Source organism: Metapseudomonas cellulosilytica, from assembly GCF_049334135.1.
GTDB lineage: Bacteria > Pseudomonadota > Gammaproteobacteria > Pseudomonadales > Pseudomonadaceae > Metapseudomonas.
Map to the genome: position 1 here is coordinate 21,265 of NZ_JBHZGN010000040.1, position 15,216 is coordinate 36,480.

General features: G+C 66.5%; 14 protein-coding genes. 3 read left to right on the forward strand and 11 right to left on the reverse strand.

Features of this window, described 5'->3' with window-relative positions:
* The first annotated feature begins 11 nt into the window (after positions 1 to 11).
* Positions 12 to 3,491, forward strand: coding sequence for a hybrid sensor histidine kinase/response regulator (locus tag ACFW0H_RS28890; RefSeq protein WP_422917270.1), 3,480 nt, complete (start codon positions 12 to 14; stop codon positions 3,489 to 3,491).
* Between the two features lie 314 nt (positions 3,492 to 3,805).
* Here the strand turns inward: ACFW0H_RS28890 and dmpG are convergent, their stop codons facing one another.
* From dmpG to ACFW0H_RS28910, 4 genes are read right to left on the reverse strand one after another with little or no spacing between them, the layout of a single operon-like run.
* A complete protein-coding gene (dmpG, locus tag ACFW0H_RS28895; RefSeq protein WP_422917271.1) occupies positions 3,806 to 4,840 on the reverse strand; it encodes a 4-hydroxy-2-oxovalerate aldolase in 1,035 nt (344 codons plus the stop codon).
* A gap of 13 nt (positions 4,841 to 4,853) precedes the next feature.
* Positions 4,854 to 5,762: an acetaldehyde dehydrogenase (acetylating) gene (locus ACFW0H_RS28900; RefSeq protein ID WP_422917272.1), complete on the reverse strand. Its 909-nt coding sequence runs from the start codon at positions 5,760 to 5,762 to the stop codon at positions 4,854 to 4,856.
* Positions 5,763 to 5,778: 16 nt separating this feature from the next.
* Positions 5,779 to 6,570 (reverse strand): fumarylacetoacetate hydrolase family protein, encoded by a 792-nt coding sequence (locus ACFW0H_RS28905; RefSeq protein WP_422917273.1) that lies wholly within the window; start codon positions 6,568 to 6,570, stop codon positions 5,779 to 5,781.
* The gene (locus ACFW0H_RS28910) at positions 6,567 to 7,394 is read right to left on the reverse strand and encodes an alpha/beta fold hydrolase (RefSeq protein ID WP_422917274.1); all 828 of its coding nucleotides are present in this window, start codon (positions 7,392 to 7,394) and stop codon (positions 6,567 to 6,569) included. The genes ACFW0H_RS28905 and ACFW0H_RS28910 overlap by 4 nt, the downstream gene beginning before the upstream one ends.
* Positions 7,395 to 7,707: 313 nt before the next feature.
* Here ACFW0H_RS28910 and ACFW0H_RS28915 point away from each other — a divergent pair, with 313 nt between their 5' ends.
* Positions 7,708 to 8,481, forward strand: a complete 774-nt coding sequence (locus ACFW0H_RS28915; protein ID WP_422917275.1) for an SDR family oxidoreductase — start codon at positions 7,708 to 7,710, stop codon at positions 8,479 to 8,481.
* 89 nt (positions 8,482 to 8,570) lie between these two features.
* On the opposite strand, the gene ACFW0H_RS28920 is transcribed toward ACFW0H_RS28915, so the two are convergent.
* From ACFW0H_RS28920 to ACFW0H_RS28950, 7 genes are all read right to left on the reverse strand, one after another.
* Positions 8,571 to 9,014 (reverse strand): nuclear transport factor 2 family protein, encoded by a 444-nt coding sequence (locus ACFW0H_RS28920; protein ID WP_422917276.1) that lies wholly within the window; start codon positions 9,012 to 9,014, stop codon positions 8,571 to 8,573.
* Positions 9,011 to 9,397: a nuclear transport factor 2 family protein gene (locus ACFW0H_RS28925; protein WP_422917277.1), complete on the reverse strand. Its 387-nt coding sequence runs from the start codon at positions 9,395 to 9,397 to the stop codon at positions 9,011 to 9,013. Before ACFW0H_RS28925 ends, ACFW0H_RS28920 begins: the two co-directional genes overlap by 4 nt.
* Before the next feature lie 11 nt (positions 9,398 to 9,408).
* Positions 9,409 to 10,611 carry an acetyl-CoA C-acyltransferase gene (locus tag ACFW0H_RS28930; RefSeq protein ID WP_422917278.1) on the reverse strand — a complete coding sequence of 401 codons (1,203 nt, stop codon included), beginning with the start codon at positions 10,609 to 10,611 and terminating at the stop codon, positions 9,409 to 9,411.
* A 162-nt stretch (positions 10,612 to 10,773) separates the two neighbouring features.
* The gene (locus ACFW0H_RS28935) at positions 10,774 to 11,232 is read right to left on the reverse strand and encodes a MaoC family dehydratase (protein ID WP_422917279.1); all 459 of its coding nucleotides are present in this window, start codon (positions 11,230 to 11,232) and stop codon (positions 10,774 to 10,776) included.
* 2 nt (positions 11,233 to 11,234) lie between these two features.
* A complete protein-coding gene (locus ACFW0H_RS28940; RefSeq protein WP_422917280.1) occupies positions 11,235 to 12,017 on the reverse strand; it encodes an SDR family oxidoreductase in 783 nt (260 codons plus the stop codon).
* A 14-nt stretch (positions 12,018 to 12,031) separates the two neighbouring features.
* Positions 12,032 to 13,219, reverse strand: a complete 1,188-nt coding sequence (locus ACFW0H_RS28945; protein WP_422917281.1) for an acyl-CoA dehydrogenase family protein — start codon at positions 13,217 to 13,219, stop codon at positions 12,032 to 12,034.
* Positions 13,216 to 14,373: an acyl-CoA dehydrogenase family protein gene (locus tag ACFW0H_RS28950; RefSeq protein ID WP_422917282.1), complete on the reverse strand. Its 1,158-nt coding sequence runs from the start codon at positions 14,371 to 14,373 to the stop codon at positions 13,216 to 13,218. Before ACFW0H_RS28950 ends, ACFW0H_RS28945 begins: the two co-directional genes overlap by 4 nt.
* 444 nt (positions 14,374 to 14,817) lie before the next feature.
* On the opposite strand from ACFW0H_RS28950, the gene ACFW0H_RS28955 reads away from it, so the two are divergent.
* Positions 14,818 to 15,141, forward strand: a complete 324-nt coding sequence (locus tag ACFW0H_RS28955; RefSeq protein ID WP_422917283.1) for a helix-turn-helix transcriptional regulator — start codon at positions 14,818 to 14,820, stop codon at positions 15,139 to 15,141.
* Positions 15,142 to 15,216: the final 75 nt, after the last annotated feature.

A 15,216-nucleotide genomic window follows, 5' to 3' on the forward strand; every position in this document is an offset into this window, starting at 1 on the left:
CCGGAGTTGCAATGTCGCTGTCCAGCGGGCTGATCGCCACGGTCGCCTTCCTCTATATGGCCGTTCTCTTCGCCATCGCCTTCTATGGCGACCGCCGCAGCACGCCGCTGTCGCCGCGCATGCGCGCCTGGGTCTACAGCCTGTCCCTGGCGGTCTACTGCACCAGCTGGACCTTCTTCGGCGCGGTCGGCCAGGCCGCCGGACAGATCTGGAACTTCCTGCCCATCTATATGGGCCCCATCCTGCTGTTGCTGGTGGCACCCTGGGTGGTGCAGAAGATGGTGCTGATCAGCAAGCAGGAAAACATCACCTCCATCGCCGACTTCATCGCCGCGCGCTACGGCAAGTCCCAGTCGCTGGCGGTGGTGGTGGCGCTGATCTGCCTGGTCAGCGTACTGCCGTACATCGCCCTGCAGCTCAAGGGCATCGTCCTCGGGGTCAACCTGCTGATCGGCTCGGGCGCGGATTCCTCCGGCACCCGAGCCCAGGACACGGCGCTGATCGTGTCCCTGGTGCTGGCCCTGTTCACCATCCTCTTCGGTACCCGCAACCTGGATGCCACCGAACACCACCGCGGGATGGTGCTGGCCATCGCCTTCGAGTCGCTGGTCAAGCTGCTGGCCTTCCTCGCCGTGGGCGCCTACGTCACCTTCGGCCTGTTCGACGGTTTCGACGACCTGTTCACCCGCGCCCTGGCCGCGCCGCAACTGGAGCACTACTGGTCGCAATCCCCGGACTGGTCCTCGGTCCTGGTCCAGACCGGCGTGACCATGCTCGCCATCATCTGCCTGCCCAGGCAGTTCCACGTCACAGTGGTCGAAAACATCGAGCCCAAGGACGTGCGCCAGGCCCGCTGGGTCTTCCCCATCTACCTGGCCCTGGCCGCGCTCTTCGTGGTGCCCATCGCCCTGGCCGGGCAGATGCTGCTGCCCAGCGGCGTGATACCCGACTCCTTCGTCATCAGCCTGCCGCTGGCCGAGGCCCACCCGGCCCTCGCCCTGCTGGCCTTCATCGGCGGCGCGTCGGCCGCCACCGGCATGGTGATCGTGGAAGCCGTGGCACTGTCCACCATGGTCTCCAACGACATGCTGCTGCCCTGGCTGCTGCGCCGGCAGAGCGCCGAGCGGCCCTTCGAGGTATTCCGCCACTGGATGCTCTCGGTACGCCGGGTGAGCATCGTCGTCATCATCCTGCTCGGCTACGTCAGCTACCGCCTGCTGGGCTCCACCGCCAGCCTGGCGACCATCGGCCAGATCGCCTTTGCCTCCATCGCCCAGCTGGGGCCGGCAATGATCGGTGCGCTGTTCTGGAAACAGGCCAACCGCCGCGGCGTGTTCGCCGGCCTGGCCGCCGGCGCCGCCCTCTGGGCCTACACCCTGGTGCTGCCGGTGGTGGCCCGGGGCCTCGGCTGGCCGCTGGAGAACTTTCCCGGCCTGGCCTGGCTGGTGAGCAACCCCCTGGACCTGCCCATCGAACCGATGACCCAGGGCGTGGTGCTGTCGCTCGCCGGCAACTGGATCCTCTTCGCCTGGGTCTCGGTGTTCTCCCGCACCCGCGTCTCCGAGCACTGGCAGGCCAGCCGCTTCATCGGCCAGCAGGTTTCCGCGCGCACCAGCTCGCGCTCGCTGCTGGCGGTACAGGTGGATGACCTGCTGATGCTGGCCTCGCGCTTCGTCGGCGAAGAACGCGCGCGGCAAAGCTTCACCCGCTTCGCCCACCGCCTGGGGATCAGCTTCAACTCGACGCAGAACGCCAACCAGGACTGGATCACCCATACCGAACGGCTGCTCGCCGGCGTACTCGGCGCCTCCTCGGCGCGGGCCGTGGTGAAGGCGGCCATCGAAGGCCGCGAGATGCAGGTCGAAGACGTGGTGCGCATCGCCGACGAAGCCTCCGAGGTGCTGCAGTTCAACCGCGCCCTGCTGCAGGGCGCCATCGAGAACATCACCCAGGGCATCAGCGTCGTCGACCAGTCCCTGCGCCTGGTGGCCTGGAACCGCCGCTACCTGGAACTGTTCGACTATCCCGAAGGCCTGATCAGCGTCGGCCGCCCCATCGCCGACATCATCCGCTTCAACGCCGAACGCGGCCTCTGCGGGCCGGGCGAAGTGGAGTCCCATGTCGCCCGCCGGCTGTTCTGGATGCGCCAGGGCAGGCCGCATACCTCCGAGCGGCTATTCCCCAACGGCCGGGTCATCGAGCTGATCGGCAACCCCATGCCCGGCGGCGGCTTCGTCATGAGCTTCACCGACATCACCGCCTACCGCCAGGCCGAGCGGGACCTCAAGGACGCCAACGAAGGCCTGGAACAACGGGTCGCCGAGCGTACCCAGGAACTGTCCCAGCTCAACCAGGCGCTGATCGAGGCCAAAGGCACTGCGGAATCAGCCAACCAGTCCAAGACCCGCTTCCTGGCCGCCGTCAGCCACGACCTGATGCAGCCGCTGAACGCCGCGCGGCTCTTCTCCGCCGCCCTCGGCCACCAGCGGGACGCCCTGCCGCGCGAGGCCCGCGACCTGGTCAACCACCTGGACAGCTCGCTGCGCTCGGCCGAGGACCTGATCACCGACCTGCTGGATATCTCGCGCCTGGAAAGCGGCCGCATCACCCCCGACCGTACCGCCTTTCCCCTGGCATCTCTGTTCGACACCCTGGGCGCCGAGTTCAAGGTGCTGGCCCAGGAACAGGGCATGGACTTCCGCCTGCAAGGCAGCAAGCTGCGGGTGGAGAGCGACATGAAGCTGCTGCGCCGGGTGCTGCAGAACTTCCTCACCAATGCCTTCCGCTATGCCAAGGGTCGGGTGCTGCTGGGCGCGCGCCGGGAGGGCAACCAGCTGCGTCTGGAAGTCTGGGACCGCGGCCCGGGCATCCCGGAAGACAAGCGCAAGGTGATATTCGAAGAGTTCAAGCGCCTGGATAGCCACCAGACCCGTGCCGAGAAAGGGCTGGGCCTGGGCCTGGCCATCGCCGACGGCCTCTGCCGCGTGCTCGGCCACAAGCTCGAGGTGCGTTCCTGGCCGGGCAAGGGCAGCGTCTTCAGCGTCACCGTGCCGCTGGCCCGCATCCAGCAGCCCTCACCGGTGGTGCAAAAGCAGGCCGAGGCCAACGGCCAGGCGCTCAATGGCACCCAGGTGCTCTGCATCGACAACGAGGACAGCATCCTCACCGGCATGCACAGCCTGCTGTCGCGCTGGGGCTGCCAGGTGTGGACGGCGCGCAACCGCCTGGAATGCGAACACCTGCTGGCCGAGGAGGTGCGACCGCAACTGGCCCTGGTGGACTACCACCTGGATGAAGGTGAAACCGGTACCGAACTCATGGCCTGGCTGCGCACCCGCCTGGGCGAACCGCTACCCGGCGTGGTGATCAGCGCCGACGCCCGCGCCGAACTGGTGGCCGAAGTCCACGCCGCCGGCCTCGACTACCTGGCCAAGCCGGTCAAGCCGGCCGCCCTGCGGGCCCTGATCAGCCGGCATGTGAATTTGCGGTAGGAGCGAATTCATTCGCGATTCGGACCAACGGGCCGCTACGCGGCCCTTCGCGATTTAAATCGCTCCTACAACATGCCGGCCCTGCCACGGGAAGACCGTAGGGTGGGCTTCAGCGCACCATCGGAGGTCAGCGTGGGCTAAAGCCCACCCTACACGGCTGACGACACAGGTACTGTGGGGGCGAATTCATTCGCCAAGCCGGCCGCAGATCTGCCCTTTCGAATCCGAGGCGGTGCGAACTTCCCTCACCCCCCGGCCCCTCTCCCAGAGGGAGAGGGGTGAGGGAAGCCCGGTCCCGCTCGGTGCCTGAACCATCAGGTCGGCAATACCCCACGCTGGCGCGACATCGTCAGCGCCAGGTCTTCGATCATGTCTTCCTGCCCGCCCACGGTGCCGCGACGGCCCAGCTCCACCAGCAGTTCGCGGGCCTGGATGCCGTACTTCTGCTCGGCGCGCTTGGCGAACAGCAGGAAGGAGCTGTAGACGCCCGCATAGCCCAGGGTCAGGGCGTCGCGGTCGACGCGGATCGGCTGGTCCATCATCGGCACCACCAGGTCCTCGGCCACGTCCATGATCTTGTAGAGGTCGATACCGGTGTCCACGCCCATGCGCGCCAGCACCGCGACGAACACTTCCAGTGGCGTGTTGCCGGCACCGGCGCCCAGGCCCGCTACCGAACCGTCGATGCGCGCGGCACCGGCCTCGATGGCCGCCAGGGAGTTGGCGATGGCCATGCCCATGTTGTGGTGGCCGTGGAAGCCCACCTCGACGTTGGCATCCAGCCCGGCGCGCAGCACGCCGATCTTCTCTGTCACTTCATCGGGCAGCATGTAGCCGGCCGAGTCGGTGCAGTAGATGCAGTTGGCGCCGTAGCTCTGCATGAGCTTGGCCTGCTCCAGCAGTTTTTCCGCGCTGACCATGTGCGCCATCATCAGGAAACCGACGGTGTCCAGCCCCATCTTGGCGGACATGCCGATGTGCTGGCCGGAGACGTCGGCCTCAGTGCAATGGGTGGCGACGCGGATGGTGGAAACGCCGCAGTCATGGGCCATCTTCAGGTGGTCGACCGTGCCGATGCCCGGCAGCAGCAGGGCGGAAACCTTGGCCTGCTTGAGCTTGGGAATCACCGCGTCGAAGTATTCCTCGTCGCTGTGGGCCGGGAAGCCGTAGTTCAGCGAGCTGCCGCCCAGGCCGTCGCCGTGGGTGATCTCGATCAGCGGCACGCCGGCGGCGTCGAGGCCGGTGGCCACCGCCACCATCTCCTCCAGGCTGATCTGGTGGCGCTTGGCATGCATGCCGTCGCGCAGACTCATGTCGTGCAGTCGCACGCTCTTACCTTGCAGATTCATGGGGTATCTCCAATCAGCGGGCGGGGAGCACGAGGCTGCCCTTGTGGGCCTCTTCGGCGAACATCTCGGCGGTGCGCAGGCCGGCGGCGGTCATGATGTCCAGGTTGCCGGCGGACTTGGGCAGGAAGTCGCCCAGGCCTTCCACCTCGATGAAGATCGACACCTTGCGGCCGTCGAACACCGGGCCGTTGATCAGCTTGTAGCCCGGCACGTAGCGCTGCACTTCCTTGACCATATGCAGCACCGAGGCGCGGATTTCCGCCTGGTCCGGCTCGCCTTCGGTGAGGCAGTGGATGGTGTCGCGCATCATCAGCGGCGGCTCGGCCGGGTTGATCACGATGATCGCCTTGCCGCGCTTCGCCCCGCCGATCTTCTCCACGGCGCCGGCGGTGGTGCGGGTGAATTCATCGATGTTCTGCCGGGTGCCCGGGCCCACGGAGCGGGAGGACACGGTGGCGACGATCTCGCCGTACTCCACCGGCTGCACGCGGGACACCGCCGCCACCATGGGGATGGTGGCCTGGCCACCGCAGGTGACCATGTTGACGTTCAGCGCCAGCTTGGCCGCATGTTCCTTGAGGTTCACCGGCGGCACGCAATAAGGGCCGATGGCCGCCGGGGTGAGGTCGATCATGATCACGCCCAGCTCGTTGAGCTTGCGGCTGTTCTCGGCATGCACATAGGCCGAGGTGGCATCGAAGGCGATGCGGATGTCGTCGTCCAGCACGTGCGGCAGCAGGCCGTCGACGCCATCGGCGGTGGTCTTCAGGCCGAATTCGGCGGCGCGCTTCAAGCCCTCGGAGGTCGGGTCGACGCCCACCATCCATACCGGTTCGATCCATTCCGAACGGCGCATCTTGATCAGCAGGTCGGTACCAATATTGCCCGGCCCGATGATGGCCGCCTTGAGTTTCTTGCTCATGCTCTCTCCCCCGGAGTCAGTCACGGAAGGACACCCGGGCGCTGCCCAGGCCGTCGATGGTCAGTTCGAAATGGTCACCGGCGCGGGCCGGTTCCAGCGGAACCAGGGAACCGGAGAGGATGATCTCCCCGGCCTTGAATGGAATGCCGAAGGCGCCCAGGGTGTTGGCCAGCCAGGCCACCGCGGTGAGCGGGTTGCCCTGTACCGCCGAGCCCAGGCCTTCGCTGATCTTTTCGCCGTTCTTGAACACCTGCATACGCAGGTTGGGCAGGTCCAGCTCGCGCGGGTCGACCTGCTCGCGGCCGATCACGAAGACGCCGCAAGAGGCGTTGTCGGCAACCGTGTCCTGGATGCGGATCTTCCAGTCGTGGATGCGCGAATCGACGATCTCGAAGCAGGGCATCACGCACTCGGTGGCGTCCAGCACGTCCTGCTCGGTGACGCCAGGGCCCTTGAGGTCGCGCTTGAGCTTGAAGGCGATCTCGCCTTCGGCGCGGGGCTGGATCAGGCGATTGGCGGCAATGGAAATCTCGTCGCCGTCGTCGAACCACATGTCGCGGGTGATGAAGCCGAAGTCCGGCTGGTGTACATCGAGCATGCGCTGCACGGCCGCCGAGGTGACGCCGATCTTCTTGCCGACGATGGCATCGCCAGCCGCCACGCGGCGCTCGATGCTGTAGAGCGAAATGCGGTAGGCGTCCTCGATGGTGATGTCCGGCCAGCGATCGGTCAGCGGGGCCAGGGTCTGGCCTTTCAGCAGGGCCTGGTAGAGCTCCTCGCCATACTGGCGTTGCAGGGCTTCGCTCATGGCCGGCCCTCCGCGAGGAAGTCCAGGCAGGTCCGGTTGAACAACTCGCGGTGTTCCACCATCACCCAGTGACCGCATTCGCTGAGCATCACGAAACGGATGTTGCTGCAGGCCTCCAGCATGGTCTGGGCGCCGGAGGACGGACAGAACTTGTCGTTCATGCCCCAGAAACCGAGGATCGGGCAGGACAGCTCCGCCAGGCGCGCCGCCATGTTCGGCACCTGCATGGTGCTGAGCACGCAGCGGGGCTGCTCGAGCACCACGGCGACCCGCTCGTTGACGGTTTCATCGCTGATCAGCGAGGCGTCGAAGAGCTGCAGGCTGAGCAGACGGCGCATGCCGTCGGCATCGTTCAGCTCGCCATTGGCGAAGGCGGCGCCCATCTTCTGGATGCCTTCCATCTGCAGGTAGTACTGCTCCTTCTCCATCAGCCCGCCGGGGGCCATCAGCACCAGGCGGCTGACACGCTTGGGCGCATCCAGCGCCATTTTGATAGCGATGGCGCCGCCCAGGGAGTTGCCCACCAGCACGCAGCGCTGGATGTCCAGGGCGTCCAGCAGGCCGGTCAGGGCGTTGACGAAGAAGTCCAGGGTGTAGCTGGTTTCCGGCTTGTCCGACAGGCCATAGCCCGGCAGGTCCGGCACGATGGTGCGGTAGCCGAATTTGGCGAACACCGGGTAGTTCTGCTTGAAGTTGCTGTGGCCACTGGCACCGGGACCACTGCCGTGGATGAACACCACCGGCTCGCCCTCGCCAGCCTCCTGGTAGTGCAATCGCAGGCCATCCGGCAGCGTGACGAATCGCCCTTGCGGTAGCGCGCCCATGGGACTCTCCTCGGCTTGTTGTTTGCCGGGATTATTCGGGCGGGCCGGACGGGCAACATCGTCCGAGAGGACTAGCAGGCGTCGCGGGACTTCAGGGGCGGAAAACTTGTAGGGGCGAATTCATTCGCCAAGCAGGCCGAAGGTCTGCCCTGTCAGTCCCCAGGGGGCAGCTGCGCTGCCCTTGGCGAATGAATTCGCCCCTACAGGATTCAATTCACCCGACGGATACCGTGCGAATAGTCCTCCCGGACGTAGGCGGCCCGCGCCGCAATCCTTAGCCTCGTTCCATCAAGAACCGACAAACGAGGCAGCCATGGGCGACCCGATGGATTTCAGCGGCAAGGTGGTACTGGTGACCGGTGGCGGCAAGGGTGTGGGGCGCGGCATCAGCCTGAGCTTCCTCGCGCGCGGCGCCCAGGTGGTGATCTGCGGGCGCAATGCCCCGGAGGAACTGCCGGCCCACGCTGGCCGCGAGGCGCTGTTCCTGCCCTGCGACGTACGTGACACAGACCAGCTGCAAGGCCTGGTGGATGCCATCGTCGACCGCTTCGGCCGCCTCGACGTGCTGGTCAACAACGCCGGCGGCGCGCCCCATGCGGACGCCGCCACCGCCTCGCCGCGCTTCTCCGAGTCCATCATCCGCCTCAACCTGCTGGCCCCGCTCAACCTCTGCCAGCTGGCCAACCGGGTGATGCAGGAGCAGGTCGAAGGCGGCGCCATCATCAACATCTGCAGTGTCAGCGCCGTCCGCCCCTCCCCCGGTACTGCGGCCTATGGCGCGGCCAAGGCCGGCCTGCTCAACCTGACCCGTTCTCTGGCGGTGGAATGGGCGCCCAAGGTACGGGTGAATGCGGTGACGGCCGGGTTGATCCTCACCGAGCAGGCCGAACTGCATTACGGCGATGCCGAAGGCGTGGCGCGGGTGGCCGCGAGCATTCCCCTGCAGCGCATGGCCAGTCCCGGCGATATTGGCGACACCTGCCTGTACCTGGCGTCACCCATGGCGGGATACGTCAGCGGGGTGGATATCTGCGTGCATGGGGGTGGGGAGAAGCCGGCGTTCCTGGATGCGGCGGGGGTGAATTGAAGAGCTGATGGGTATCGCAAGCTCCACCCATCCTACTCGGCACTCCGTAGGATGGGTCGGGCGGCGTTCCGCGAGCGGAGCGATACCCATCAGGTCCGCGCAGCGGACTCCACCATCGAATGCGCCCTGAACGCCGTCGCGACGATCTTCCACTGGCCGTCGATGCGGCGATAGCGATCCTGGTAAACCCCACCCAGCTGCCGCGTGGCACCCGTCTCGCCATCGAGGTTGAAGTAGTAGAGCGCCCAGCGGGCCTCGGCCTCATCCTCGGCAACCAGTTCGATCTCCGGGTTGGCGCCGTGGTGCAGGTCGATCACCCGCTCATTGCAGGCCAGGGACTGGTACAGCGCGACGAAACTGTCGCGGTCCTGGAAGCGGCCCACGGGGCCGTAGTCGATGGCGATCTCGCCCTGGGCGAAGCAGTCGCGAATGGCCTCCACCTGTTTCAGGTCGCAGGCGTTGAGGTAGCGGTGCTTGAGCTGGCGAATGGCCTCGACGGCTTCGAGGCGGGCAAGGCGTTGTTCCAGGTTCATGGCTGTTCCCTCGCGATCATGTTGGCTTCACCCCAGTAGGCTTTCATGGAACGGATGCGGCCTTCGGCGTCGAACTCCATCACATCGATCACCTCGATGGTGCGGGATTGGCCGCCCCAGTTCAGATCGACGCAGAAAGGCACAGCGCCGCAGCCACGGGTGGCGCGGATCGAACCGTCCAGGCGGGCGGTGGCGTCCAGCCGCCCCAGGCCCTCGCGGTAGAACCGTGCGATGGCCTCGATGCCCACGTAGGGCGGCTTGCCCACCGGGTCCTCGACCACCGCGTCCGCGGCATAGAGTTCGAGGATGCCGTCGATATCGACGGCTCCCACCAGCTCGACGTAGCGGGCCAGCGTCGCCCGTACCTGCTGTTCATCAATCATGGAGTCGTCCCTCAGGCCACTTCGAACAGGGCGGCGGCGCCCATGCCACCGCCGATGCACATGGTCACCACCACGTAACGCAGGCCGCGGCGCTTGCCCTCGATCAGGGCGTGGCCGACCATCCGCGCGCCGGACATGCCGAACGGGTGGCCGATGGAGATGGCGCCGCCGTTGACGTTCAGGCGCTCATCAGGAATGCCGAGGGTGTCGCGGCAGTGGATCACCTGGCAGGCGAAGGCCTCGTTCAGCTCCCACAGGCCGATGTGATCCGCCTTCAGGCCATGGCGCTTGAGCAGCTTGGGAATGGCGTACACCGGGCCGATGCCCATCTCGTCGGCGTTGCAGCCGGCCACCGCCAGGCCGCGATAGATACCGAGCGGTTCGAGGCCACGGCGCTCGGCCATCTGCGCGCTCATCAGCACCGAGGCCGAGGCGCCGTCGGAAAGTTGCGAGGCATTGCCGGCGGTGATGAAGCGTCCGGCGCCGGTCCACTGGCCACCCGCCCAGACCGGCTCCAGGGCACGCAGGCTTTCGCGGGTGGTGTCGGCGCGATTGCACTCGTCGCGAGTGAGGGTCACGGACTCGTGGCGGCTCTCGCCGGTGGCCTTGTCCAGCACCAGCTTGCGCACGGTGAGCGGCGCCAGTTCGGCGTCGAACAGCCCGGCCCCCTGGGCCAGGGCGGTGCGCATCTGACTCTGGTAGCTGTACTCGTCCTGAGTCTCGCGGGAGATACCGTAGCGCTCAGCGACGATTTCCGCCGTCTCGATCATCGGGATATAGGCGCGCGGGTCCTGCGCCAGCACCGCTTCGGACTGGTTGCGGTAGCTGTTCTTGTGCTTGTTCTGCACCAGGGAAATGGACTCCAGGCCACCGGCAACGGCGATGTCGATCTCGTCGCACATGATGCTCTTGGCGGCCAGGGCGATGCTCATCAGCCCCGAGGAACACTGGCGCTCCACCGCCATGCCGGACACGCTGGCCGGCAGGCCGCCGGCCACCGCGCAGAGGCGGCCGAGGTTATAGGCCTGGGTGCCCTGCTGGGCGGCGGCACCCATGATCACATCGTCCACCTCACCCGGCTCGATGCCGGCGCGGCGCACGGCCTCGCGCACCACATGGCCGCCCATCAGCGGCGCCTCGGTGTCGTTGAAGGCGCCACGGAAGGCCTTGCCGATGGGGGTACGGGCGGTGGAGACGATTACGGCTTCTTTCATTGGATTACTCCAGATTCTGGATCGCCCTGGCGGGCGGAACCCTGTAGGGGCGAATTCATTCGCCAAGCAGGCCGAAGGTCTGCCCTGCAAGGCCCGATGGGGCAGCTGCGCTGCCCTTGGCGAATGAATTCGCCCCTACAGGAAAGCGGAATGGATTCGCCCCTACGCGGGGTAATAGCGACTGATGGTGTCCACCACGCAGCCCGGGCGCTCTTCGCCCTCTATCTCCACGCTGACGCGGATGGTCGCCTGGACGCCGCCCTTCACTTCCTCGGCGGCCACCAGCTGGGCGCTGCCGCGCACGCGGCTGCCGGCGCGGACCACGTTGGGAAAGCGCACCTTGTCGCAGCCGTAGTTCACCCCCATGGAGATGCCACGTACCTCGACTATCTGCGGCAGGAAGAGGTTGACCAGGGCCAGGGTCAGGTAGCCGTGGGCGATGCAGGCGCCAAAGGGGCCGATGGCGGCGCGCACGGGGTCGACGTGGATCCACTGGTGATCGCCGGTGGCTTCGGCGAACTGGTCGATGCGCGATTGCTCGACGCTGATCCAGTCGCTGTGACCGAGCTGTTCACCCACGCGCTCCAACAGGGCGGCGGGCGTCTCGAAGATCATCGCCATGCTCAGGCCCTCTGGCTGGAGACCGACAGCACTTCGCCGGTCATGTAGGAGCTGTAGTCGCTGGCCAGGAACATCATCACGTTGGCCACTTCCCAGACCTCGGCGGCGCGGCCGAAGGCCTCGCGGGAGGCCAGATTGTCGAGCAGTTCCTTGGGCGCCGATTTCTTCAGGAAGTCGTGCAGGGCAATGCTCGGGCTCACCGCGTTGATGCGGATGCCATGCTCGGCAGCTTCCACGGCCGAGCAGCGGGTCAGCGCCATCACCCCGGCCTTGGCCGCGGCGTAGTGGCTCTGCTCCTTCTGCGCGCGCCAGCCGAGCACCGAGGCGTTGTTGACGATCACCCCGGCGCGGCGCTCCATCATCTTCGGCAGCATGGCGCGGGTCATGCGCATGGTGCCGGTGAGGGTCACGTCGAGGACGCGATTCCATTCCTCGTCGCCCATCTCCACCAGCAGGCGCGAACCGCCCAGGCCGGCGTTGTTGATCAGCACATCGACGCCGTCCAGGTCGCGCTCGGCGGCCGCCACCAGGGCCTGCACCTGCTCCTCGGCGGTGACGTTGCACACTTGGGTGAAGACCTGCTCCAGCCCAGTGGCTTCGCGGATCTTCTGCGCCGCCTCGTGCAAACGGCCTTCATGGATGTCGCTGATCATCAGCGCCCGGCAGCCTTCCTCGGCGGCCCGCAGGGCGGCGGAGAAACCGATGCCGGCGCCGGCGGCGGCGGTGATCAGCACCGATTTGCCGCGCAGCAGGCCATGGCCGGGAACGTAGTTGGGAATGCTCATGCAAGGTCCTCGAATCAGGCGCGCACGCGCGGCTCGCGGGGCATGCCCAGCGCGCGTTCGGCGATGATGTTGCGTTGGATTTCGTTGGTGCCGCCGTAGATGGTGTCGGAGCGGCTGAAGAGGAACATCGACTGCAGGCGGCCCAGCTCATAGGGCCCGCCTTCCAGCAGCTCGGCGTCCGGGCCGAGCACGTCCATGGCCAGCTTGCCCAGCTCGACATGCCAGTTGGCCCAGCACAGCTTGTAGATCATCGCCTCGCGGCGCAGCGAACCGTCCTGCGCGCCGGAGAGCATGCGCAGGGAGTTGTAGCGCAGGATGCGCAGCCCGCTCCAGGCTTCGGCGATGCGCTGGCGCAGCAGCGGATCGCGGGCGGCGCCGTTGTCACGGGCGATGCGGATGATCTCTTCCAGCTCGTTCTGGAACAGCATCTGCTGGCCGAGGGTGGACACGCCGCGCTCGAAGCCCAGCAGGGCCATGGCGATCTTCCAGCCGTCCCCCGGCGCACCGAGGATGTTGTTGGCATCGGTCAGCGCCTCGTCGAAGAACACCTCATTGAACTCCGACGTGCCGGTGAGCTGCTCGATGGGCCGTACCGTGATGCCCGGCTGGTCCATCGGCACCAGCAGGAACGACAGCCCCTTGTGGCCGACGCTGCCCGCCTCGGTGCGGGCGATGACGAAGCACCACTCGGATTCGTGGGCGAGCGAGGTCCAGACCTTCTGCCCGCTGATGCGCCACTGGCCGTTTTCCAGCACGGCGCGGGTCTTGACGTTGGCCAGGTCCGAGCCGGCGCCCGGCTCGGAGTAGCCCTGGCACCAGAACTCGGTGCCGGCGACGATTCCCGGCAGCAGGCGACGCTTCTGTTCCTCGGTGCCGAACGCGGCGATGGTCGGCCCGGCCAGGCCTTCGCCTATGTGGCCCATGCGGCCCGGTCCACCGGCACGCGCGTATTCCTCGTGGAAGATTACCTGCTGGCTGATGGACAGGCCGCGCCCGCCATGCTCCGGCGCCCAGCCAACGCAAGTCCAGCCGCCTTCGGCGAGCTTGCGCTCCCAGGCCTTGCGCTCCTCGGGGAAGCTGTGTTCGTCCCCCGGCCCGCCGCGAAAGCGCAGTTGCTCGAACTCGCCGCGCAGGTTGTCGGCCAGCCAGCCGGCCACGTCACGGCGGAAGCCTTCGTCCGCCTCACTGAAACTGATCTTCATGCGTTATCCCCCAGGAGGGCGGCGGCGATGCGCTCGCGATGCCAGGACGGCGCGCCGAACAGAGCCTCGCTGGCCCGCGCGCGCTTGAAATAGAGATGCGGGTCGTACTCCCAGGTGAAGCCGACGCCGCCGTGCAACTGGATGGATTCCGCCGCGCAGTGGAAGAACGCCTCCGAGCAGCGCGCCTTGGCCAGCGCGGCGGCCAGGGGCAGTTCGGCGGCGACGACCTTGTCGCCATTCGGGGCCAGGGCTTCCTCGGCCACGCAGGCGGCATAGAGGGCCGCCGAGCGCGCGCATTCCACCTCCAGCATCATGTCGGCGGCGCGGTGCTTGATCGCCTGGAAGCTGGCGATCGCGCGACCAAACTGCTGGCGCTCAGCGGTGTAGGCCAGGGTCAGGTCCAGGGCCTGCTGGGCGCCACCGGTCTGCTCGGCGGCAAGCGCCACGCAAGCCAGTTGCAGGACTTTCTCCAGCAGCTCACCGCCCTGCCCCACCGCGCCCAGACGGGCGTCGGCCCCGACGCGGACGTGGCTGAATTCCACCTCGGCCAGCTTGCGGGTCTGGTCCAGGGTCGGCACCAGCCTGCGACTGATGCCAGGGGTGTCGGCAGGCACGGCGAACAGGGCGATGCCCTCGCTACCGCGCGCAGCCACGATCAGCAGGCCGGCGCTGTGGCCGTCCACCACCTGGCGCAGGGTGCCGTCGATCACATAGTCGCCGCCTTCGGCGCGCACGCTGGCCTGGACCGCATCCACGCCGTTGCGGTTGTTGCCGGCGAAGGCCAGGGTGGCGGTCAGGCTGCCGTCTGCCAGCTGCGGCAGCCAGCGCGCCTTCTGCTCCTCGCTGCCGCCCAGCAGCAGCGCCGGGGTGGCCAGGCAGGCACTGGCGAAAAAGGGTGAACAGAACAGCCGACGGCCCATCTGCTCCAACAGGATCGCCAGCTCGACGAAGCCCAGGCCCAGGCCGCCGTACTCTTCGGGGATATGAATGGCCGGCCAGACCATCTCGCTGCACAGGCGCTGCCAGAGCGCGGGATCATGGCCCAGCTCGCTGGCCATGGCCGCACGCACGGCGGCGGAATCGGAAACGTCCGCGAGAAAGCTCTCGGCGGACTCGCGGATCATCTCCTGCTCATCGCTGAACGCGAATTCCATAAGGCTGCCTTCTTGTATTGCGGGGGCACGCGCCCCTGGTGGGGAGGAGTCTGGCGAGTTGCGCCGGGTGGGGAATCGTCCGGATGGACGACGAGGGGAATGGCAGTTGTGGCGGGGTAAATGTGTAGGGGCGAATTTATTCGCCAAGGGCAGCACAGCTGCCCCAAGTAGGATGGGACGGGCGGCGTTCCGTGAGTGCAACGAAACCCAACACAGGGCTGCGCAGGCAATGAAGACCCGCTGGCCTGTCTGGCGGGCATGCGCCTAGGCGAGGCATTTGAACGACGTGCGGAGAAATGGATTGGCACGAACTTAAAGTGCCGTCTAGGTGCATCTTATGACCTATAAGATGTCATCAGGCGAACATAATGTGCTATTCATCTAGCCATTAACATGCATTAGATGACATCTTATGAAGCATAGGATGTCTCCTGGTGAAACCTTATGAAAGACTACTTTCCCGTACAAAGCGCATCCCTGCTGTACCGCGTAGCCCTACTGGTGAAAGAGGCGCGCCTGCGCATGGGGATACGACAGGCTGACCTTGCAGAACAAGCCGGGATCTCCCTCCGTGCGATTCGGCATATCGAGGCAGGGAAAGTGGAGGGCGTTTCATTACGCGATTTCATGCTGGCGCTGTTTACCGTAGGGATTTCCGACCGGGTGTTCCAAGCACTGCTGGATGACCCCGCATTCGATGCCGATTTTCTGGAAACCAATGCCAACAAGCGTGTACGACTACCGCGCAGCAATGCAGAGGACTTCTGATGCCCAGTGCCTACATCTACATGGAGTGCCCGATTCGGTGGCGTGGCCTGGGACTGTCTCGGCAGACGGCTATCG